The organism is Izhakiella capsodis (genome assembly GCF_900115045.1).
Lineage (GTDB): Bacteria > Pseudomonadota > Gammaproteobacteria > Enterobacterales > Enterobacteriaceae > Izhakiella > Izhakiella capsodis.
Genome location: NZ_FOVC01000002.1, coordinates 380,859 through 403,355, shown reverse-complemented (window position 1 = coordinate 403,355; position 22,497 = coordinate 380,859). Strand labels below are relative to the sequence as shown.

General features: G+C 52.5%; 19 protein-coding genes. 4 read left to right on the top strand and 15 right to left on the bottom strand.

Features of this window, described 5'->3' with window-relative positions:
• Window positions 1-182 precede the first annotated feature (182 nt).
• The 3 genes from mazG to rlmD form a co-directional block, all read right to left on the bottom strand.
• Window positions 183-980 carry a nucleoside triphosphate pyrophosphohydrolase gene (mazG, locus tag BM191_RS05215; protein ID WP_092875837.1) on the bottom strand — a complete coding sequence of 266 codons (798 nt, stop codon included), beginning with the start codon at window positions 978-980 and terminating at the stop codon, window positions 183-185.
• A gap of 183 nt (window positions 981-1,163) precedes the next feature.
• Window positions 1,164-3,401 carry a GTP diphosphokinase gene (relA, locus tag BM191_RS05210; RefSeq protein ID WP_092875835.1) on the bottom strand — a complete coding sequence of 746 codons (2,238 nt, stop codon included), beginning with the start codon at window positions 3,399-3,401 and terminating at the stop codon, window positions 1,164-1,166.
• A gap of 33 nt (window positions 3,402-3,434) precedes the next feature.
• Window positions 3,435-4,751 (bottom strand): 23S rRNA (uracil(1939)-C(5))-methyltransferase RlmD, encoded by a 1,317-nt coding sequence (rlmD, locus tag BM191_RS05205; RefSeq protein WP_092876171.1) that lies wholly within the window; start codon window positions 4,749-4,751, stop codon window positions 3,435-3,437.
• A 112-nt stretch (window positions 4,752-4,863) separates the two neighbouring features.
• Here rlmD and barA point away from each other — a divergent pair, with 112 nt between their 5' ends.
• Window positions 4,864-7,581: a two-component sensor histidine kinase BarA gene (gene barA / locus BM191_RS05200; RefSeq protein WP_092875833.1), complete on the top strand. Its 2,718-nt coding sequence runs from the start codon at window positions 4,864-4,866 to the stop codon at window positions 7,579-7,581.
• Here barA and BM191_RS05195 read toward each other — a convergent pair whose 3' ends face one another.
• From BM191_RS05195 to syd, 10 genes are all read right to left on the bottom strand, one after another.
• The gene (locus BM191_RS05195; protein WP_092875831.1) at window positions 7,582-8,721 is read right to left on the bottom strand and encodes a glycerate kinase; all 1,140 of its coding nucleotides are present in this window, start codon (window positions 8,719-8,721) and stop codon (window positions 7,582-7,584) included.
• A 72-nt stretch (window positions 8,722-8,793) separates the two neighbouring features.
• Window positions 8,794-9,678 (bottom strand): 2-hydroxy-3-oxopropionate reductase, encoded by an 885-nt coding sequence (gene garR, locus BM191_RS05190; RefSeq protein WP_092875829.1) that lies wholly within the window; start codon window positions 9,676-9,678, stop codon window positions 8,794-8,796.
• A gap of 18 nt (window positions 9,679-9,696) precedes the next feature.
• The gene (gene garL, locus BM191_RS05185) at window positions 9,697-10,467 is read right to left on the bottom strand and encodes a 2-dehydro-3-deoxyglucarate aldolase (RefSeq protein WP_092875827.1); all 771 of its coding nucleotides are present in this window, start codon (window positions 10,465-10,467) and stop codon (window positions 9,697-9,699) included.
• Window positions 10,468-10,481: 14 nt separating this feature from the next.
• A complete protein-coding gene (gudD, locus tag BM191_RS05180; RefSeq protein ID WP_092875825.1) occupies window positions 10,482-11,822 on the bottom strand; it encodes a glucarate dehydratase in 1,341 nt (446 codons plus the stop codon).
• A gap of 3 nt (window positions 11,823-11,825) precedes the next feature.
• Complete coding sequence (locus tag BM191_RS05175; RefSeq protein ID WP_092875823.1) at window positions 11,826-13,187, bottom strand: enolase C-terminal domain-like protein; 1,362 nt, start codon at window positions 13,185-13,187, stop codon at window positions 11,826-11,828.
• 9 nt (window positions 13,188-13,196) lie between these two features.
• Window positions 13,197-14,549 carry an MFS transporter gene (locus tag BM191_RS05170; RefSeq protein WP_092875821.1) on the bottom strand — a complete coding sequence of 451 codons (1,353 nt, stop codon included), beginning with the start codon at window positions 14,547-14,549 and terminating at the stop codon, window positions 13,197-13,199.
• 426 nt (window positions 14,550-14,975) lie between these two features.
• Window positions 14,976-15,422: a flavodoxin gene (locus tag BM191_RS05165; protein WP_092875819.1), complete on the bottom strand. Its 447-nt coding sequence runs from the start codon at window positions 15,420-15,422 to the stop codon at window positions 14,976-14,978.
• A gap of 27 nt (window positions 15,423-15,449) precedes the next feature.
• Window positions 15,450-16,226 (bottom strand): tRNA pseudouridine(65) synthase TruC, encoded by a 777-nt coding sequence (gene truC, locus BM191_RS05160; RefSeq protein ID WP_092875817.1) that lies wholly within the window; start codon window positions 16,224-16,226, stop codon window positions 15,450-15,452.
• Window positions 16,223-16,543, bottom strand: a complete 321-nt coding sequence (locus BM191_RS05155; protein ID WP_092875815.1) for a YqcC family protein — start codon at window positions 16,541-16,543, stop codon at window positions 16,223-16,225. The genes truC and BM191_RS05155 overlap by 4 nt, the downstream gene beginning before the upstream one ends.
• Before the next feature lie 611 nt (window positions 16,544-17,154).
• Window positions 17,155-17,703 carry a SecY-interacting protein gene (gene syd, locus BM191_RS05145; RefSeq protein ID WP_092875811.1) on the bottom strand — a complete coding sequence of 183 codons (549 nt, stop codon included), beginning with the start codon at window positions 17,701-17,703 and terminating at the stop codon, window positions 17,155-17,157.
• Window positions 17,704-17,785: 82 nt separating this feature from the next.
• Here syd and queF point away from each other — a divergent pair, with 82 nt between their 5' ends.
• The 3 genes from queF to xni all read left to right on the top strand — a co-directional run bounded on the left by queF (window position 17,786) and on the right by xni (window position 20,968).
• Complete coding sequence (queF, locus tag BM191_RS05140; RefSeq protein WP_092875809.1) at window positions 17,786-18,631, top strand: NADPH-dependent 7-cyano-7-deazaguanine reductase QueF; 846 nt, start codon at window positions 17,786-17,788, stop codon at window positions 18,629-18,631.
• A gap of 173 nt (window positions 18,632-18,804) precedes the next feature.
• Window positions 18,805-20,169 (top strand): nucleotide 5'-monophosphate nucleosidase PpnN, encoded by a 1,365-nt coding sequence (gene ppnN, locus BM191_RS05135; protein WP_092875807.1) that lies wholly within the window; start codon window positions 18,805-18,807, stop codon window positions 20,167-20,169.
• A 37-nt stretch (window positions 20,170-20,206) separates the two neighbouring features.
• Window positions 20,207-20,968: a flap endonuclease Xni gene (gene xni / locus BM191_RS05130; protein ID WP_092875805.1), complete on the top strand. Its 762-nt coding sequence runs from the start codon at window positions 20,207-20,209 to the stop codon at window positions 20,966-20,968.
• Here xni and rlmM read toward each other — a convergent pair.
• The gene (gene rlmM, locus BM191_RS05125; RefSeq protein ID WP_092875803.1) at window positions 20,965-22,065 is read right to left on the bottom strand and encodes a 23S rRNA (cytidine(2498)-2'-O)-methyltransferase RlmM; all 1,101 of its coding nucleotides are present in this window, start codon (window positions 22,063-22,065) and stop codon (window positions 20,965-20,967) included. The genes xni and rlmM overlap by 4 nt on opposite strands.
• Window positions 22,062-22,454, bottom strand: a complete 393-nt coding sequence (locus BM191_RS05120) for a DUF423 domain-containing protein (protein ID WP_092875801.1) — start codon at window positions 22,452-22,454, stop codon at window positions 22,062-22,064. The genes rlmM and BM191_RS05120 overlap by 4 nt, the downstream gene beginning before the upstream one ends.
• Window positions 22,455-22,497: the final 43 nt, after the last annotated feature.

The window sequence follows — 22,497 nt, the reverse complement described above, 5'->3', positions numbered from 1 at the left end:
ACCTGAGAGTTTAGGTTTAAAGACGGTGGAATAACAAGGACGGGAAAGCAGTATACCCGAATCCCCTAACGGCCACAATTGATCGTTTCCACCGCAGCGCACCTCTGGTGCTCTTATCGTAAAACGTAAAACAGTTGCGCACTTATCAAATTGCTTTGCATCATTCCATAAGCTGAATCGTATCAGCTTTGTCGAATTTTTTCAGCGTTTTTCACTTGCTGCCAGGCCGCTTCCATCTCCTCCAGGCTAGCATCAGGCATTATTTTTCCCTGAGAACGGATAATCGCTTCGACCTGACGAAAACGCGCCTCAAACTTTTTGTTGGCTTTTTGCAGCGCCATTTCCGCTCTAACGCCCAGATGGCGCGACAAATTCACACTGGCAAACAGTAAATCGCCCATCTCTTCTTCCAGCTTTTGCTGATCGACGACCACCTGCCTGGCTTCGAACATCACTTCGTCGAACTCTTCATGTACCTTGTCCAGTACTGGTCCGAGGGTTTTCCAGTCAAAGCCAACGTGACTGCAACGCTTTTGAATCTTCTGCGCTCGCATCAGCGCCGGCAGCGTGTACGGAATGTCATCCAGTGCCGAATGTTGTGCTTTCTCAGCGCGTTCGGAAATTTTAATCTGCTCCCAGTTATGCAGCACCTGGCCCGCCTCATCGGCTTTGGCGTCGGCGAAAATATGCGGATGACGCCGTTCCATTTTATCGCTGATGCCATTGCAGATGTCGTCAAAATTAAACTCTCCTTCCTCCTCGGCTATCCGGGCATAAAATACCACCTGAAACAGCAAGTCGCCGAGCTCATCGCGCAGCGCCTGATAGTCTGCACGCTCAATAGCGTCCAGCACCTCATAGGTTTCTTCCAACGTATAGGGTGCGATTGAGGCGAAGGTCTGCTGGCGATCCCACGGACAACCGCGTTGCGGATCGCGCAGGGTTTTCATAATAGAGAGGAGACGTTTAACAGCTAACATAGCAACTTCCGCAGTAAGAACAGTTACGTCAGTCACGTTAACACAAATCACCGTGCGGCGTTACCTCAGTGCAAAGGAAGTAAATCAGATCGTTAAAATCTGGTGAACCTGAATGCCTTGAGTATCATTTTTGTTTTGTGGCCAGAAGCCGCCATCGCGCTGGCGACTTCCGGGCGCAAAGATTCAATGTAGTCGTTTAGCGTCGATGATATCCGGAACCTGGTTCAGGCGTGCCAGTACGCGTCCCAACGCCTGATGGTTATAAATTTCGATATCCATATCGATAGTCGCCAGCTGCTTTTTAGTATCACTCCGGCTGGATACACCCAGTACATTGACCTTTTCGTTAGCCAGAATGGTGGTGATATCACGCAGCAGTCCGCTGCGATCGTTGGCCATGACCCGCACCACCAGCGAATAACCGCTGGAGTAGTTTTCGCCCCATACGGCGTCAACGATGCGCTCCGGCGCATGAGACATCAATTCGGCTAACTGATCGCAGTCAGTGCGATGGATAGAGATCCCGCGTCCCTGAGTAATGAAGCCGACAATGTTATCGCCGGGGATCGGTTGACAACAGCGGGCGATGTGATGCATAAGGTTGCCGACCCCCTCAACCACCACCCTGCCACTTTCTTTCTTGCTGGAAGTCGATGAATGATAGCTTTTTTGCGTCAACTGGCGCAGCGCTTCACGATCTTCTTCTTCAGCGCTCGGCTTATTCAGCTTTGACTGCAAAAAGTTGGTCATCTGATTGAGGCGGACATCACCGCCACCAATCGCCGCCAGCAGCTCGTCGAGTGAATTCACGTTATAGCGCGGCAGCAGCAGTTTTTCCGCTTCACGCAGACTGATATCCAGCTGCTCCAGCTCAGCGTCGAGGATCTGCCTGCCTGCAGCGATATTCTTATCGCGATCCTGCTTGCGGAACCATGCGTGAATTTTCGAGCGTCCGCGGCTGGTCGCAATGTAGCCCAGATTAGGGTTCAGCCAGTCGCGGCTGGGATTCGGCTGCTTTTGAGTAATAACCTCTACCTGATCGCCCATCTGTAGTTGGTAGGTAAAGGGGACGATACGCCCGCCGACTTTGGCTCCGATGCAACGATGACCGATATCGCTGTGAATATGATAAGCAAAATCCAGCGGCGTTGAACCGGCAGGTAAATCCACCACATCACCCTTAGGCGTAAAGACGTAAACCCGATCGTCAAATACCTGACTACGCACTTCATCGAGCATTTCGCCGCTGTCGGCCATCTCTTCCTGCCAGGCGATCAGCTTACGCAGCCAGGCAATGCGCTCTTCATGGCCTGAAGCACCCCGCTGACTGCCACTGCTCCCCCCTTCTTTATATTTCCAGTGTGCGGCGACGCCAAGTTCAGCGTCTTCATGCATATGGCGGGTGCGTATTTGGATCTCGACGGTTTTACCGTGTGGCCCCAGCACCACGGTATGGATTGACTGATAGCCGTTAGGTTTCGGATTCGCTACGTAGTCGTCGAACTCGCTCGGAAGATGGCGATAAAGCGTATGCACAATTCCCAACGCCGCATAGCAATCTTGCAGTCGCTCGGCGACTATGCGCACCGCTCGCACGTCAAAGAGTTCATCAAACGCCAGCGTTTTTTTCTGCATTTTGCGCCAGATGCTGTAGATATGCTTTGGACGACCATAAACCTCAGCCTTAACGCCTTCGCGTTTAATTTCATCGCGCAGACTTTCAACAAAAACGTCAATGTACTGCTCGCGGTCAATGCGGCGCTCATGCAGCAGTCTGGCAATACGCTTATATTCATCGGGATGCAAATAGCGAAAGCAGTAATCTTCCAGTTCCCATTTCAACTGACCGATACCGAGTCGGTTTGCCAGCGGCGCGTAAATATTGGTGCATTCCTTCGCCGCCAGCACGCGTTCATCTTCCGGCGCATCCTTCACTTCGCGCAGATGGGCAATTCTCTCGGCAAGCTTGATGACTACGCAGCGGAAGTCTTCTACCATTGCCAGCAGCATGCGGCGCACGTTGTCCACCTGCTCAGAGCCAACCGCATCGGCATGAATAGCTTTCAGCTGGCGAATGGCATCCATATCGCGCACACCGTGAACCAGCGAGACAATTTCTTTGCCGAAGGTTTCCTCCAGCGCCTGTTCGCTAACCACCTCAGCATTGGCTAAAGGAAACAACAGCGCGGCGCGCAGCGTGTCGATGTCCATGCTGAGCATAATCAGGATTTCAACCATCTCAATGCCACGCCATAACAGCTGCGCCACATCGGCATGGCCTATGGTAGCGGCCTCACAATAGCGCCAGGTTGCGGTCAGTCGCTCACACGATTGCTCATTAGCAATTCCCAGGCTGGCGATCCATTTTTCGGGGGCAAACTCACCAGCGTTGTTCATATGTGCACTTCTTACCGCAACCATATCCTCTCCTGACAGCGCTCCCGTCCGGGGGAGCTATTTTCGCCGGAACAGCACCATTGATTCGAGATGAGTGGTATGTGGAAACATATCCAGCATCGCGACTTTTTCCAGTTGATAGCCGGAAGTCAACAGCGTCTGACTATCCCGGGCAAGCGTATTTGGATTACAGGAAACATAGACCACGTGGGACGGATGAAGTTGCGCAACGTGTGCCATAACCCCTGCGGCACCGGCACGCGCCGGGTCCAACAACACCTTATCAAAGCCTTGTGCACCCCAGGGCTGGTTTACTACCGGCAGCGCCAGATTATGGGCAAAAAAACCGGTATTACTCAGATTGTTCTGAGCAGCATTATACTCGGCCTTTTCCACTAATGCTGTAACACCTTCCACGCCAGAGACACTTTGTGCCCGTTTTGCGAGCGGCAAGGAAAAATTCCCCATGCCACAAAACAGATCCAGCACCCGATCCTCACGCTGTACATCCAGCCAGCGGATTGCCAGATCAACCATTTGCCGGTTAAGCGTAGCGTTTACCTGAATAAAATCACGCGGGCTGAAGGTTAACTTAAGGCCATCAAGTTGATACCAGGGCAAATCGCCGCTCAGCGCCTCAAGTGATTCACTGTCCGCCGCAAGCCATACAGCAACCTGATATTCTTGCGAAAATCGATCCAGTTTATCGCGATCGTCCTGCGCCAGCTTATCGAGATGGCGCAGCACCAGTAACGGTCCGTTATCCGCCAGAACCAGCTCAACGTGTCCCAGCCGGGGCGCAGCACGCAACATGTTTAAACATTGGCGCAACGGCACCAGCAGCGCATCAAGTTCGTGCATCAACACCGGGCAACTATCGATTGCCACCAAGTGATTACTGTTTGCCTTGCGAAACCCCATAATCAGGCTGCGTTTACGATTATCGAATTGTAATCCGAATCTGGCGCGACGCCGGTACTGCCAGCTGCCTCCTGCCAGGATCGTCGGTTGAGGTGGAGTGAGGCCGGTTTCCCGCCTTAGTAAATAGCTAAGCGCTTCGGTTTTACTTTGCTGCTGTAACGCCGTCGATACATGCTGCTGCTGACAGCCACCGCAGGTGGTGAAGTGGGGACAGCGTGGCGTCTGCCGCTCAGCAGAGGCCATTCTGATATGTTTAAGTTTGCCACGCGCGAACTGCTTTTTTTCATCGGTAAGCATGATTTCCACTTCCTCACCCGGAAGTGCAAGCGGAATAAAAATAGCCTTTCCCTGGTGACGGGCAATGCCCTGACCAAAGGCGTCGAGATCGTCGACGGTCACGATCAGACTATCACGGGTCGTCACGCGCCGTTTTGCGGAGTAGAATTGCGCCATCTTGCTGCTCTTTCTCTTACTGTTTTCGTACTCTGTTGCCGGTTCCGGCAACGCGTTTTGGGTCAGGTAGACCGCACCGATAAGTGATGCGGCAGTCCGCGAATGGAAAATTATGACCAAATATAGCCTGCGGGCACGAATGATGATTCTGATACTGGCACCGACATTGCTTATTGGCCTGCTACTCAGCACTTTTTTCGTCGTTCATCGCTACAACGAACTTCGCCATCAGCTGATCGATGCCGGGGCGAATATCATTGAGCCACTGGCGGTTTCCAGCGAGTACGGCATGACGTTCCACAGTAAGGAATCTGTCCGACAGCTGGTCAGTCTGCTACACCGTCGCCACTCCGATATTGTACGCGCCATTACGGTTTATGATGATAAGAACCATCTGTTCGTTACGTCAAATTATCAGCTCTCGCCTAATTTACTCCGCCTTCCTGCTAACCATGCGCTGCCGCTCAAGCTCACCTATGAGCGCCAGGGTGATTTTATAATATTACGCACGCCAATTGTTTCTGAAAGTTACTATCCGGATGAATCACCCGGCCAGGATGCAAAGCCCACCGGTAACCCATTAGGCTATGTGGCCATCGAGCTGGATCTACAATCGATTCGCCTGCAGCAATACAAAGAAGTATTCATCTCGACGCTACTGCTGCTTTTCTGTCTGTCAATCGCTATCCTTTTCGCCTATCGGTTGATGCGCGATGTGACCGGCCCCATCCGACGAATGGTCAACGCGGTAGATCGTATCCGCCGTGGTCAGCTCGACAGTCGGGTTGAAGGGCATATGCTCGGTGAGCTTGACGTACTTAAAAACGGCATTAATTCGATGGCAATGTCACTTACCGCTTATCATGAAGAGATGCAGCAAAACATCGACCAGGCAACGCTGGAGCTGCGTGAAACACTTGAGCAGATGGAAATTCAGAACGTCGAACTGGATTTGGCGAAAAAGCGGGCCCAGGAAGCCGCACGCATCAAATCGGAATTTCTCGCCAATATGTCTCATGAGCTACGCACGCCGCTCAACGGCGTAATAGGTTTCACTCGCCAGACGCTAAAGACGCCACTCAATACCACCCAGCGCGATTATTTGCACACCATCGAACGTTCAGCAAATAATCTGTTAAGCATCATCAGTGACGTGCTGGATTTTTCAAAGCTGGAAGCCGGTAAACTGATGCTGGAAAACATCCCCTTTTCGCTGCGTATCATGCTCGATGAGGTCATGATCCTGTTGGCGCAGTCCGCGCACGATAAGGGACTGGAACTGACCCTCGATATTCATCACAACGTGCCGGATAACATCATCGGCGATCCACTGCGTATGCAACAGATCATCGTCAATCTGATAGGCAACGCGATTAAATTTACTGAGCGCGGCAATATTGACGTAAGAATATCAAGGCGAAAGCAGGATAGTGAGCGCGTGGAGCTGGAAGTACAGGTTATCGACAGCGGTATCGGCATTGCGGAAAAGCAACAGTCTCAGCTGTTTCAGGCCTTTCGGCAGGCCGACGCCAGCATCTCACGCCGTCACGGTGGCACCGGTCTGGGGCTGGTTATTACCCAGCATCTGATTAAAGACATGGGCGGTGAAATTGGCTTTCACAGCCGTCTGAATCAGGGGTCAATCTTCTGGTTTCATATTAATCTGTCTTTAAATCCTAACGCGCAGGTTGATCCACAGCCGCTGGCCTGCATCAGTGGTAAAACCCTGGCCTATGTTGAAGCTAATGGCAATGCGGCTGATGCCCTTCTTGATATGCTGCGCGACACGCCGCTATCAATCAGCTACAGCACGTCACTGAGTACCCTGAAAAAAGCAGCCTACGATACGCTGCTACTCAGTCTGCCTCCTGGACGTGATTTCAGCCTGCGACAACTCTACGAATTGCTCTCCTCAGCCATGGCTCATGCCGCCAGCGTGATCCTGGCCCTGCCCTGTCCACTGCAAATCTACGCCGAAGAGTTAAAAAGCGCGGGCGCTTCCGCCTGCCTGATTAAACCGGTTACGCTCACCCGGCTTATCCCGGTTCTGATTGAAAATCATAGCCGGCAAAGCGAGGTACAACATCCCTGCGCACGTTTGCCGCTGACCGTGATGGCCGTCGACGATAATCCGGCAAATCTGAAGTTGATCGGCGCGTTACTGGAGGAGCAAGTGGAGCATATCGTGCTGTGTGAAAGTGGTCGGGAAGCGGTCCATCAGGCAAAGTTGCATAAACCAGACATCATTCTGATGGATATCCAGATGCCAGACATCGATGGGATCCGTGCCAGCGAGATGATCCGCGCACTCTCTGGCTATCAGAACACGCCGATCGTCGCGGTGACGGCCCATGCTCTCGACGGTGAACGCGAAGAGCTGATCGCCGCAGGCATGAATGATTATCTCGCCAAACCTATCGATGAACGAAAACTTCGCCAGTTACTGGCGCAATACGCGCCGGGGACATCCCCGCCAGAAGCGGAAAACTTCAGCTCACTTGACTGGCAGATGGCGTTACAGCAGGCAGCCAATAAACCTGATCTGGCGCGCGATCTCCTACAGATGCTACTGGAGTTTATACCCCAGGTGCGCCGCCAGGTTGAGGATTTCATGGCACAGGATAACCCTGGCGGGCTACGCGATATCATTCATAAACTGCACGGAAGCGCGAGTTACAGCGGCGTTCCGCGATTGAAAAGTTTATGCCAGCAGATTGAGCAAAGCTTACGTACTCAGGGTGCGATCGCCGCAGTTGAGCCTGAATTATTCGAGCTGCTTGATGAGATGGAAAACGTCGCACGCCTTGCCGAAACGCGCCTGAAACGTTAATTACAGGCTCCGACCTATCGCAACCGCCGCAGCGACGTTGCGTGCTGCCATTCGGACGTTCTGCGCGGCGTTTTTCAGCGCGTCATCCAATGTACAGATGGTATAAATAATGCTGAACACTGCATCCATTCCGTGCTGATGCACAATACCAACGTCCGTCGTCAGACTGCCGGCAATCGCGATTACCGGCTTGTTGTAACGCTTCGCTATCCGGGCAACACCAACTGGAACCTTGCCATGAATTGTTTGACTATCGATGCGCCCTTCGCCGGTGATCACCAGACTGGCATCTTTGACCAGTGCATCCAACCCCAATGCTTCCGTGACGATCTCAATGCCGCGCCGCAGTTCAGCATGGCAAAAAACGTGTAACGCTACGCCCATGCCACCCGCAGCGCCGCCACCGGGTAATGATACGACGTCCTGGTTCAGATCGCGCCGAATAATCTGCGCATAATGCCCCAACGCGGCATCAAGCTGCTTTACCAGCGCGGGCGTGGCCCCCTTCTGTGGGCCGAATACCGCCGAAGCGCCCTCCGGTCCCAATAGCAAATTGCTGACATCACAGGCTACCTCAAAACGGCAGCGGGCCACACGCGGATCGAATTCGCGCAAATCGATACGCGTCAGTTCGGATAATGCCGCACCGCCAGGGGCAATTTGCTGCTGCCGTTTATCAAGTAGCTTTGCTCCCAGCGCCTGTACCATTCCAGCACCGCCATCGTTCGTCGCGCTGCCACCGATGCCGATAATAACGTGTTCTACACCACGATCTAACGCGTGACGGATCAGTTCGCCGGTTCCATAGGACGTGGTGACCAGCGGATCGCGTTCAGCACTGGGCACTAATTCCAGGCCGCTGGCCGCCGCCATTTCGATAAAAGCACAGTTTCCATCACCAGAAAGGCCGTAAAAAGCGTCTACCGGTTTGCCCAAGGGTCCGGTGACCCGCAGCCGGATCCGCGTACCGTTCGTGGCTGCCACCATAGCCTCCACCGTTCCTTCCCCGCCATCGGCAACCGGTATTTTAATGTAGTCAGCGTCGGGGAAAATCTCACGAAACCCATTTTCAATCTCGGTAGCGACCTGTAGTGCAGATAAACTCTCTTTGTATGAATCCGGGGCGATAACGATTTTCATAAACACCTCCGGCACGTTACAACAGACGGTGAAAGCGAAGCCGGAAAGCGACATTCCGGCTCGGTCAGGGTCTTAACGCGCCACTTCAACGTTCGTCAGTTTCTCATAATAGCAAGCCAACGCGCTGTGGTCGGCCTTGCCTAACCCATCACTCCGAAGCGCCTGCATCATCTCCATGACTGCGGCGGTTAACGGCAGCTGCGCGCCTATTTCGTGTGATGTATCCAGCGCATTCATTAAGTCTTTAATATGTAAATCAATCCGGAAACCAGGCTTGAAGTTTCGATCCAACACCATTGGCGCTTTAGCGTCCAGCACCGTACTGCCGGCCAGTCCACCCCGGATTGCCTGGTAAACCAGCTCAGGACTGACGCCTGCTTTAGTAGCCAGCGTCAACGCTTCCGACATCGCAGCAATATTCAGCGCCACAATGACCTGATTGGCAAGCTTAGTCACGTTGCCCGCGCCGATTTCACCGGTATGTACCACCGAACTCGCCATTGATTTCATGATGTCGTAGCATTTATCAAATAGCGCTTTGTCACCGCCAACCATGACGGAAAGCGTGCCATCAATTGCTTTTGGTTCACCGCCGCTTACCGGCGCATCCAGCAGAGCGATATTTTTTTTTGCCAGTTCCGCGTGCATTTCACGGCTGGCCAGTGGCGCAATCGAGCTCATATCAATGACGATTGCGCCATGCCTGGCGCCGTGGATCACGCCGTTCTCCCCCAATAACGCTTCCTGTACGTTAGGCGAGTTTGGCAGCATGGTGATGATCACATCGCTCTGCCCGGCGAGCGCCTTTGGCGTTTCTGCCGTTGTAGCACCCAGCGCGTTCAGTTCGGCTTCGTTTTCCGCATGGTGATCGAGTACCACCAGTGAGTAACCTGCTTTGATCAGGTTTTTACTCATTGGTTTACCCATAATACCCAGACCAATAAAACCAATTTTCATCATATTCTCCTGATTAGACTACCTTTTAAATTTATCGCACAGCGACTGAGTTCCGTGACGAAATACACCGAGATCGCTGCCTACGGCGACGAAACCTGCCCCCCATTCCAGATAGCGTCGAGCATCCGCCTCAATCGGAGCCAGGATACCGCTCGGCTTACCAGCGGCTTTTGCCCGCTCAAACAGGTGCTGAATCACCTTCAACACGCCAGGATGAGAAGGCTGGCCGAGATAACCCAGCGCGGCAGAAAGATCGCCAGGCCCGACAAAAATGCCATCCACGCCATCAACAGAGGCGATAGCATCGATGTTATTCACCCCTTTCCGGGTTTCTATTTGCACCAGTACCGTGATGTTGTCATTCACCGTGGCGTTATAATCCGGCACAGTGCCAAACATATTGCTGCGATGAGAGACCGAAACGCCACGAATACCAGCGGGTGGATAGCGGGTAGAGGCAACCGCACGTCTTGCCTCCTCCGCCGTTTCTACGAAGGGAATAAGAAAGTTGTAGAACCCGATGTCCAGCAAACGTTTAATGATGACCGGCTCATTGCAGGGTGGCCTTACCACCGGCGCACTGGGCGATCCCTTCAACGCCATCAGCTGCGGTACGAAGGTCGTGACGTCGTTCGGTGCATGCTCACCATCTAATACCAGCCAGTCAAAGCCAGCCAGACCGAGAATCTCGGTGGTTATCGGGTTAGCCAGCGCGCACCAACTGCCGATCAGCGTTTCTCCCGCCAGCAGACGCTGGCGGAAACGATTAGGATAATTTGTACTACTCATCGCGACTCCTTAATTCAACGAACTAAGCACGGACGTTTATTATCGAAAGCCCAATTTGGGATCAGATACTGCATGGCAACGGCATCGTTCCGCGCCCCTAGCCCGTGCTGCTGATAAAGTGCGTTGGCTTGCATTAGCCGGTCCATGTCAAGCTCAATGCCTAATCCAGGCACGTCAGGCACCCGTACCATGCCACCTTCAATTTGCAGCGGGTTTTTGGTCAGGCGCTGGTTGCCCTCCTGCCAAATCCAGTGAGTATCAATAGCGGTTATATGGCCCGGTGCAGCGGCGGCGACGTGAGTGAACATTGCCAGCGATATATCAAAATGGTTATTAGAATGGGAGCCCCAGGTGAGACCCATATCATGGCACATCTGAGCCACGCGTACCGATCCCTGCAGGGTCCAGAAGTGGGGATCTGCCAACGGAATATCGACCGATTGTAACGAAAGGGTGTGCCCCAGTTGCCGCCAGTCAGTGGCGATCATATTGGTGGCTGTCGGTAGCCCTGTCGCCCGGCGAAACTCAGCCATCACCTCACGCCCCGAGTAGCCCTGTTCGGCACCACAGGGATCTTCCGCATAGGCCAGTACATTTTTGAGTTGTTTACCCAATGAGATAGCCTCGTTCAGCGACCAGGCTCCGTTGGGATCCAGTGTGATACGCGCTTCAGGGAAACGCTGTGCCAGCGCGGTCACCGCTTCGGCTTCGCTGGCACCGGCCAGCACCCCCCCCTTGAGCTTGAAATCGTTAAATCCATATTTATCCCGTGCCGCTTCAGCCAGCCGCACAATGCTTTCCGGCGTTAACGCTTCCTCATGGCGCAGACGATACCATTCGCATGCGTCGTTGTTCTGTTCCTGATAAGGCAGCGACGTTTTATGCCTATCGCCAAGATAAAACAGATAGCCAAGCATTTCGACGCGATCTCGCTGCTGGCCCTCACCCAGCAGGCTTGCAACGTTGACCTGCAGATGCTGACCCAGTAGGTCAAGCATCGCGGCCTCAATGCCGGTAACAACGTGTATGGTCGTGCGTAAATCAAAAGTCTGATTGCCGCGTCCGGCGCTGTCACGATCGCTGAATGTCTGACGCACCAGCCTCAGCAGATTTTTATACTGGCCGATATTTTTACCCAGCACCAGCGGAATGGCATCTTCCAGCGTCTGACGAATTCTTTCGCCACCCGGCACCTCACCAACGCCAGTGTGACCGGCATTGTCTTCAATAATAACGATGTTACGGGTGAAGAACGGCGCGTGAGCACCGCTGAGATTAAGAAGCATGCTGTCATGCCCGGCCACGGGGATCACCCGCATGCTTTTTATCAGAGGTGTTGCACTCGGTTGACTCATTTTTTACATTCCTTCTGTAAACGGCGCGTAGCGGCCAAAAGCCGGGCGCTTGCGATCAAACTGCCAATTAGGGAGCAGATACTGCATCGCCGCCGCATCATTGCGAGCACCTGCGGGTAGCGATGTATACAGCGCATTCGCCTGCTCGATCCGCGACCAATCAAGCTCTATGCCAAAACCGGGCGCATCGCCAATATTGATTTTGCCATTCACTATCCGCAGCGGATTTTTGGTCAGACGTTGATCGCCTTGTTGCCAGATCCAGTGAGTATCCAGAGCGGTTGGTGAGCCGGGCGCCGCTGCGCCAACGTGACTAAACATTGCCAGCGAAATATCGAAGTGATTATTTGAATGACAGCCCCATGTCAGGCCCCATTCATTGCATAGCTGCGCGACCCGCACCGCACCACTCAGGGTCCAGAAGTGGGGATCGGCCAGTGGAATGTCGATTGCGTTAAGCTGCATCGCATGCCCCAACTCACGCCAGTTGGTGGCTATCATATTGGTTGCCACTGGCAGACCGGTAGCACGGCGAAATTCAGCCATCACCTCCCGCCCGGAGTAGCCCTGCTCAGCACCACAGGGATCTTCCGCGTAGGCCAGTACGTCGCCCAGGCCTTTACAAAGTGCAATCGCCTCCTCAAGATGCCATGCACCATTTGGATCGACCGTGATACGCGCTTCCGGAAAACGTTTTTTCAGTGCGCAGACCGTGTCAATCTCCTGTTCTCCCGGTAGCACGCCGCCTTTAAGCTTAAAATCTTTGAAACCATAAAGGTCCTGTGCCGCCTCCGCCAGCCGCACGATGGCAATGGTGTCCAATGCCTGCTGATGCCGCAGATGATACCAATCGTGACCGCCGGTCATACCTTGCTGATAGGGCAAGTCTGTTTTTTGCCGATCGCCAATGTAAAACAGATAGCCAAGCACCGTGATTTCATCGCGCTGCTTGCCCGGCCCCAGTAGTTCTGCAACAGGCACGCCCAGATACTGACCCAGCAGATCCAGCAAGGCGGCCTCCAGTGCGGCAACCGCATTAACCTTCAGTTCAAAGGTCCAGGCCCCCTTGCCAAATGACGAAAAATCCGCGGCCTGATTGCCCAGATGAACCTGCTGAACAATTCGATTCAGGCGTGCGACCTGCTGACCAACGACCTGGCCGATGCTGTCGTTTAATGTATGGAGAATGGTTTCGCCACCCGGAGCCTCTCCAACGCCGGTATGCCCGGCGCTGTCCGTCAGTACGACGATATTGCGGGTAAAGCAGGCTCCGTGGGCGCCAGCAATATTGAGTAGCATGCTATCGTAGCCGGCAACCGGGATAACGCGCATTTCGGTAATGACCGGCGTACTTTGCGTCGTCATGATCACTCCTTAACTTAGGTGTTTCAGTTCAATACGTCGGATATCTTTCACTATCACCAGGAAGCTGATCACTGCGACCAGTGCATGGATACCCACGTAAACCAATGCGCCGTCGTAAGACCCGGTTGTGGCGATGATATAACCAATCGCAATGGGCGTCACGATGCCGGAGAAGTTGCCAAACATATTGAACAAGCCGCCGCTCAAACCGCTGATCTCTTTTGGCGCTGTATCCGCCATCACCGCCCAACCCAATGCACCAATGCCCTTACCGAAAAAAGCCGTTGCCATAAAGAACACCACCATCCATTCGGTATTGACGTAATTACAAACCACCATCGATACCGATAGCAGCATTCCTACAACAATTGGCGTTTTACGGGCTATATTCAGCGAGCCGGTCCGACGCATCAGATAATCGGAAATGACACCGCCCAGCACGCCACCGAGAAAACCACAAATCGCCGGAACAGAGGCAACAAACCCGGCTTTGAGGATCGACATGCCGCGTGCCTGTACCAGATAAACCGGAAACCAGGTGATAAAAAAATAGGTCATCGCATTAATGCAATACTGTCCGAGATAGATACCGAGCATCATGCGTGAGGAGAGGAGCTGTTTGATCTGGTACCACTTTTCACCAGCGCTGACTTTGCGCCCGACCTTTTTCACATCCATATTGATCAGCGCGCCACCCTGCTCCATATATTCCAGTTCAGCGCTATTGACGCCGGGGTGATCATGCGGATCATGGATGACCCTCTGCCAGATCAGGCTGAGAATAATCCCCAACGCGCCCATGAACCAGAATACATGCGCCCAACCGACGCTGGCCGTGAGCCAGCCCATAATGGGCGCAAAAATCACCGTGGCGAAGTACTGCGCAGAATTAAAGATAGCTACCGCCGTGCCACGCTCCTGCGCCGGAAACCAGGCAGCAACGATACGACTGTTACCGGGAAATGACGGTGCTTCCGCCAGGCCAACGCAAAAGCGCAGGAAAAAAAGCGCAGCGATAATGCCAAATCCGCTTAACAGATCGACAAATCCCTGTAGCAAGGTAAACAATGACCAGATAAAAATGCTCCAGAAGTAGACTTTTTTCGAACCAAAGCGATCAAGAAGCCATCCACCGGGTATCTGTCCAATAACGTAAGCCCAGGAGAACGCTGAGAAGATATAGCCCATACCTACCGGGTCCAGGCCTATCTCTTTCGCCATAGATGAACCAGCGATCGATAACGTTGCCCGATCGCCATAGTTAAAAGAGGTCACGATAAACAGCATCACCACAATCCAGTAGCGGGCATGGGTTTTTTTTTGCCCCCCAACGGGGACCCGACTCTCACTGAATGTATTCATGATGCACTCCTGAAATATAGCGGTTAGCTACTTTCACTCTGAACTGCATATAGACCGCGTTGGGTATCAGAATGATGTTAACTATAACAAAGAGATAACTCGTTAATTATTGGCCGTTAATCAGGTCGTGTTTGCGCATCGCTCAAGGTTTGTGCCAGCACTGCCTGTTCGTACACCGATCAAGTATAAAAATGCGTGCAGCAGTTAACATTGGACAAACGCACAGGTAACACAACTGATAATCAATAATGTTCAGGTATTTGCACAATGTACTGGGGGCGAAGTCACGGATTGAGCGCAAATCAGCCGGTGTAATATCCTGAGACGGTGCGAAGATGTGTTGACGAATGATAATTTCTGGCGGTATGGCACCGGGGCAGTCTGGCCACATCGGGACGTGCAGCCGTGAAAAGCCCCGTGAAGGACTTAAAGAAGGGCACTCCAGCGTTCAACCCAGGGTTGCGAAATCACTTCCGGCTCCGGATATTCTGAGGCATCAATTGTCAAAACCTCTTCAAGCCGTTTTGCACCCTGCTCCTGCAACAGCATATCGAACTGCTTGCCGGCACCGCAAAAACAATCGTAACTACTGTCACCCAGCGCTATAATCCCGTAGCGCAACTGCGGCAGATGTCCCAGCTTATCTTTAATCCCCTGAAACAGCGGCACAATACTGTCAGGTAGATCTCCCTGACCAGTCGTCGAGGTGACGATAAGCACAATCTTATCCAGATATCTATGCCAGTCAGAAAGTCCGGGAGCTTCAAACAGCGTTGCCTGGTGTCCCGCCTCCTGTAGTTGTGTTTGCGCCTCTTCAGCAACCAGCAGCGCATTGCCGTAAACGGTTCCCACAAAAATGCCAATTTCGGCCATCGTTACTTCTCCTGTTTTAGCAACAACTTAATTTGATCCACTATCCTGATGGTGAGTATTAAAGGCAACCCTGTTGTTTGCAGGGAAAAAATGCTGCCAGCTGAAACGTTGCAGAACCGCCTGCCAGCAAGGATCCAGTGCAGCCTCAAGCGTCAGCATGTCACCGGTCTTCGGATGCCGGAGCCTCAGCTTACTGGCGTGGAGCATCAAACGGTTCATCGCCAGATACTCGGCTGCCGCACGATTCTGTCGCAGATCGCCATGTTTGCTGTCGCCAATAATCGGATGACGCAAATGTGCAAGATGACGACGCAGCTGATGTTTACGACCCGTCTGCGGCCTCAATTCTACCAGGCTATAGCGCGCTGTAGGGTAACGTCCGACAGCAATCGCCGCCTCAGCCTGCGCCAAGGCTCGCCAGTCGGTGACAGCCGCCTGCGCAGACTTTTCAGTCTGGCTGTATTTATCGGCGATTTTGTCGCGCTCTTCAACCAGCGAATAATCCAGTCTATCCTCCCCGTGCAACCATCCGCGCGCGACAGCATGGTAGGTTTTTTCAATCTGGTGTGCGGCGAACTGCTCCGCCAGCAAACGTGCTGTTTCACTGGAAAGCCCCATCAGCAAAACGCCAGAGGTGGGTCTGTCAATACGATGGACTGTAAAAACATGTTGACCAATCTGGTCACGTACCGTCTGCATCACGAAACGTGTTTCATTTGTATCAAGCCAGCTGCGATGCACCAGCCAGCCAGCAGGCTTGTTAACCGCCACTAACCACTCATCCTGATAAATCACATCAATCATTGCCGGTCACCAAACCGGGCATCCAGTTGGTTGAGCAGATGAAGCAGTCGGTCCCGATGCGGGATATCCATCTCCAGAGCCATTTCGTAGTATGGGGCAATAGCAAAATTAGTCGGCAACGCACTCTGGCTGTCAAGCAGCGCATGCATCCGCGGTAGCAAAATCCATTGCAACCATTGCAACGGCGTGAGGGTATCGACACAAAAAGGTTCGCTGCTAGCCAGCGCTTGTTGCCCGGGCGCTTGTTGCTGCCAGAGATCCTCAGCGCGCAGCAGGTTTTCAATTTCGTGCAGCTGCTGGCGAATTTGCTGACACATAAACCTTTCTCCCACAGAGTAAAATAATGGGAATCAGGATATCATTTCCTGCCAGTTACGGCGTAAAATCCCCAACGCAGGCACAAAAAAAGGGAGCACTGTAAAAACAGTGCTCCCGGTTCGTTTAGCAGCATTCCAGCTACGTTAATGCTCCCTGCTCATCCTTGAAAACTTTTCCAAATCATCCTGAAAACAGCATCTTGCCGTGATCCATAGGCATCCATAACCCACCTGCGTTCCTGCAGGCTCACATTCTCCGTCCTGGAGGTGTCCCTTAACTCGTCCTGAGCAATCCTCACTTCACTCCTGAAGCCTATCCTTGTAACATCATCCTGATAATTATTCCCTGAACCAAAACAACTCTTCCTGATGCTATTTTTGGTCCCGACTTCCTTGCCGTTATAGTCATTCTGACCTATCCCCTTAATTAAACAACCCATCAATATCCGTCTAAAGATGATTAAAAAATCAAAATTTACGCATCCACAACCCAACCTTATGATTTACAGAGTTTTCACAAAAAACCACACAAAAATTATACCTTCTTACCTGCGTATATCTCACAGCAATTGCAGGATATATCTCACAAGAAAAGCAGTACTTATCTCAAATTATGCTATAACTGGTTGTAATCTTGAAAGAAAATCAGGTAATGAATCAACCAATTTACGCCGCTCCTTCGTACCCAGTTGTTCAGAGATCACCTCTCCGGTCAAATTACATACCGATATAACATCCAGGTCAGTAATGGTCGTCGCTATAAATAGCGTCGGCGTCTGCTTCAGACGACGCTTCATCAATAAATGTCCAATCAAATTTTCCTGCGTACGACTAAAGTCATCCAGGCTCCAGACCTGCGACAATTGCAATTCGAGATCGCCAATACGCGCGCTCATTTCGCCGGCAAACTGGGTGGTATAGAAGGCATTGACAGAAGGTTGTATTTCAATATCCAGCGCTCTTGCCACCGCTGTCAGGTCAGCAAGTGGTTGAAAAGGCTGTGGCTGCCAGAAAACTTGTTCGCCGCTGGTGGCGATAACACAAGGCGAAGGAATACCGTAAAGTTCAGCACTAAGCGGGTCGTGTCCCAATGTATCCTGCCAGTGCTGACACCAGCTTGTGGTAAAATTTTTTAGGGCCTGAGCCGTATCTTCATACATTAATTTTTCTCACTCTCCGCAGCCTGCGTTACACTAGGTGGCTGTATCTGTTTGTATTAGCGCGGACTATCAGGGTAGCATTATGTCTTCTTATCAACAGCATCAGGCGCTACAAAGCCTGAGGTTAGGTAAACCAACGGCCTACCTGGATCGTTACGATCCTGCCTTACTTCAGGCTGTACCACGGGCGATGAACCGCGATCCACTGGGGCTTCGGGCAGACTCACTCCCGTTTCATGGCGCTGATATCTGGACGCTTTATGAGCTTTCCTGGCTTAATAAGCGCGGTCTGCCACTGGTTGCCGTCGGGGAAGTGACGCTGGATGCAAGCAGCCTGAATCTTATTGAATCAAAAAGCTTTAAGCTCTACCTGAACAGCTTCAATCAGACGAAATTTAGCAGCATGGACGAGGTGCGCGTCACTCTCGAACGAGATCTCCGGGCCTGCGCCGGCGGAGATGTCAGCGTCACGCTGTTCAGGGTACAAGAGATTGAAGGTCAGCCGCTGGGACATTTTAGCGGACAGTGCATCGATGAACAGGATATCGCTATTGATGATTACCGATTCAATGCTGACTATTTGCAAAATGCTGTCGGTCAGAAAATCGTCGAGGAGCAACTTGTCAGCCATCTGCTAAAGTCTAACTGCCTGATCACCAATCAGCCTGATTGGGGTTCGGTGCAAATCTACTATCGCGGTCCACAAATCGATCGCGAGGCGCTGCTACGCTATCTGGTCTCTTTCCGTCATCACAATGAATTTCACGAACAGTGTGTTGAACGCATTTTCAGCGATATACAGCGTTTCTGCCAACCAGAGCTGCTGAGCGTTTATGCCCGCTATACTCGTCGCGGCGGGCTGGATATCAATCCGTGGCGTAGCAACGTTAGTTTTCAGCCCACCCATACAAGACTGGCGCGCCAGTAATCTGTGGGTTAACCACTGCTATTTGTCCGTCCACGTTATTGTTAAACGACCGTTGTCAGGGCTTACTCTGAAAGGCGATGATCCTGGCTACGCTATCAGGGATTTTTTCCGCCGCATCCTGATGAATAAAGCGACGGGTCACTGCTCCCCCTGGCGGGTGCGAAGGAGTTATTTTGATTACACAAATCAGTCCACTCGGCTCAATGGACCTGCTTTCACAGCTTGAAGTCGATGTGTTGAAACGCACGGCCAGCAGCGACCTTTATCAGCTGTTTCGTAACTGTTCACTCGCCGTGCTTAATTCAGGCAGTCAAACAGACAACAGCCAGGAACTGCTCTCCCGCTTCCAGGACTTTGATATAAACGTGCTACGTCGCGAGCGCGGAGTAAAACTGGAACTCATAAATCCACCGGAGGAAGCCTTTGTTGATGGACGCCTGATCCGCTCATTGCAGGCCAACCTGTTTGCGGTGCTGCGCGACATTCTGTTTGTTAGCGGCCAGCTCGACATCGCATGTCGCTCTCAGGATCAGAGGATTGAAAGCTCGGTTCAAATAACCAATCAGGTGTTCTCTATTCTTCGCAACGCTCGTGCACTGCACGTCGGCGAAGAACCTAATACCGTAGTGTGTTGGGGGGGGCATTCGATTAATGCCGTGGAATATCAGTATTGCCGCAATGTGGGCGCACAGCTTGGCCTGCGTGAGCTAAATATCTGCACCGGCTGCGGACCTGGTGTCATGGAGGCACCGATGAAAGGCGCTGCCGTGGGCCATGCGCAGCAGCGTTATAAAGAAGCGCGCTTCATTGGCCTGACAGAGCCATCAATTATTGCTGCTGAACCGCCAAATCCGCTGGTTAATGAGCTCATCATCATGCCAGATATCGAAAAGCGGCTGGAAGCCTTCGTCCGCATTGCCCATGGCATCATTATCTTCCCCGGCGGAGTGGGAACTGCCGAAGAGCTGCTCTATCTGCTAGGGATCCTGATGAATCCTCACAACCACGATCAGGTTCTGCCGCTGATACTGACCGGCCCTAAAGAAAGCGCCGACTATTTCAACGTACTGGATGAATTCATTGTAAACACCGTCGGTAAGGAAGCGCGCCGTCACTATCAAATTATTATTGACGATCCGGCGGCGGTAGCCAGCCAGATGAAAAAAGCGATGCCTGATGTAAAAGAGCACCGACGGGATACCGGCGATGCTTACAGTTTCAATTGGGCGTTGCGCGTCGAGCCTGATCTTCAGGTTCCCTTTAACCCGAGTCATGGCAACATGGCAGAACTGAATCTTTATCCTAACCAGCCCGCAGAAAAGCTGGCCGCTACGCTACGCAAAGCGTTCTCCGGCATCGTAGCAGGGAACGTTAAAGACTTTGCAATTAAAGAGATTGAGAAAAAGGGGCCGTTTAAACTTCATGGCGATCCGGCAATGATGCATCGTATGGACGATCTGCTACAGGGCTTTGTCGCCCAGCATCGTATGAAATTACCGGGAACCGCCTATATCCCCTGCTACGAAATTATCCGCTAAAGGTCTGAAGAGCGGCCACTGGCCGCTCTGTTTAACGATGACACATCATCTACTGATTATTGATGCGCTTAATTTGATTCGTCGTATTCATGCAGTGCAGGGGTCTCCCTGTCGTAATGCGTGTCTCGGTGCGCTTACTCAACTGATTCATCACAGCCAACCCAGCCACGCGGTAGCTGTGTTTGATGATGAACAGCGCCATCAAAGCTGGCGGCAACGGCTACTGCCTGACTATAAAGCGGGTCGTCGCAGCATGCCTGAGGATTTACAGGCAGAAATGCCGACGCTGCGTCAGGCGTTTGAGCAGGCGGGCGTTGCTTGCTGGGCTTCGCCAGGTAGTGAGGCCGACGACCTGGCGGCGACCCTGGCAAGACGCATCGCCGCCAGCGGACACCGTGCGACAATCGTCTCTACCGATAAAGGCTATTGTCAGCTGCTGGCACCACAAATTGAGATCCGCGACTATTTTCAGAAACGCTGGCTGGATTTGCCGTTTGTCGAGCAGCACTTTGGCGTCGCGCCGCAGCAGCTAACTGACTATTGGGCACTGGCGGGTGTAGCCAGCAGCAAGATCCCCGGCGTTGCCGGCATCGGGCCTAAAACTGCCGCCGCCTTGTTACATCAATACAGCTCTCTGGATACGTTGTATAAATCGCTGCCGCAGTTGCAGGAAAAATGGCGGCACAAGCTGGAAGGTACGCACGATTTAGCGCTAACCTGCCGTCAGGTTGCAACCTTACAAAGCGACCTCATGCTTCACGGAAATCTGAAAGCGCTGCGTTTGGCTAAAACAGCTTAGCGCTCGTCGCGCCGTCCCCCCGCTGCACTCCAGATTCGCCGGACGTGTACCGTCACCTCTTCGCGGTCGTGATAGAGATGGCGCGCCTGGATCTGCGCATTAATGCCGTTTTCGCTCAGTAGCTCTGCCAGCATCGACAGGTTATGCGATACTTCTTCATAGCGCTTTTTCATCGGCAATTTAAGGTTGAATATTGCCTCTCGGCACCAGCCATTGACCAGCCACGTCCCCATCAGGCGAGCAACGCGCACAGGCTTTTCAACCATGTCGCACACCAGCCAGTAAACGTTGTGGCGGGTTGGCCGGTATTTAAAACCATCTTCACGATGATGCATCACCTGCCCGCTATCCATCAGGCATGGTGCCATTGGTCCGTTATCAACGGCGTGCACCATCATGCCACGTTGAACCAGCTGATAAGTCCAACCACCCGGGCAAGCGCCCAGGTCGACGGCATACATGCCACTCGCCAGCCTCTCATCCCACTCATCCGCCGGTATAAAAACGTGAAACGCCTCTTCCAGTTTCAGAGTGGAACGGCTGGGCGCATCGGAAGGGAAGCGCAGGCGCGGGATACCCATAAAAAATGGTGAATTATTATTGCGGAGAGAATAACCGACGTAGCAGTGCCCCGGCGCGATAAAAAATACATGAACAAGTGGCTGCTTTGCATTTTCGTGATTAAGTAATATTCCCGCCTGACGCAGCCCGATCCGCAAGGGTACGGTAAACTTACGGCAAAACTTTAACAGCTCTTTACTTTCGTTGGTATCGGCCACTTCCACGCGCAAATCACCGGCCCTTTTTACTGCACCCAGTAAAGCGGCCACGATTGGCGATACGCGATCTTCCTGGGGGAGATCTCGAATAAGGTCGCCAACCGCAACCATCTGCCGGGTAAAGATCAGTCTGGGAAAAGGCAACTCCCGCACAAGCTTGTCACCATCATCAGGCTGATAGCCTTCAAACAAAATATAGCCGGCATTCTCTTTCACCCTGGGAAAGCCAAAAATGCCCAGCGCTGCCGCTTTTTCCGCAATCTCGGCAGCGCACTCTTTTTCGAAACCCTGCCGGCAATAAAGCAACACTTTATTCATGGCCGATCTGCTCTTTTTTTCAGGCGTAACGCACCGACGAACACCAGTGCCCAACCAATAAGAAAGCAGATACCGCCAATTGGGGTGAAGTAGACCCACAAATGTAAATGGGAAAGTGCCAGGCAATAAAGACTGCCGCTAAATAAAACCGTGCCTAATGCCAGAAATACGCTGCTCCAGTAAAACCAGATATTGGCCCGACGCAGCATCGCCGCCGCCAGCCCCATTATTGCCAGGGTATGAAAAGCCTGATACTCCAGCCCGGTTCTTAGCCAGGCCATCTCGTCCTGGCCGAGGATGTTACTCAGCACATGGGCGCCAAATGCGCCGAGTGCTACAAAAACAAAGCCGCTGATTGCGGCGAAGATCAGCATTGCACGGCTGCTCATCTTAGGTTCCTCTGATGGTTAACGCGCCAAAACCTGACACGTA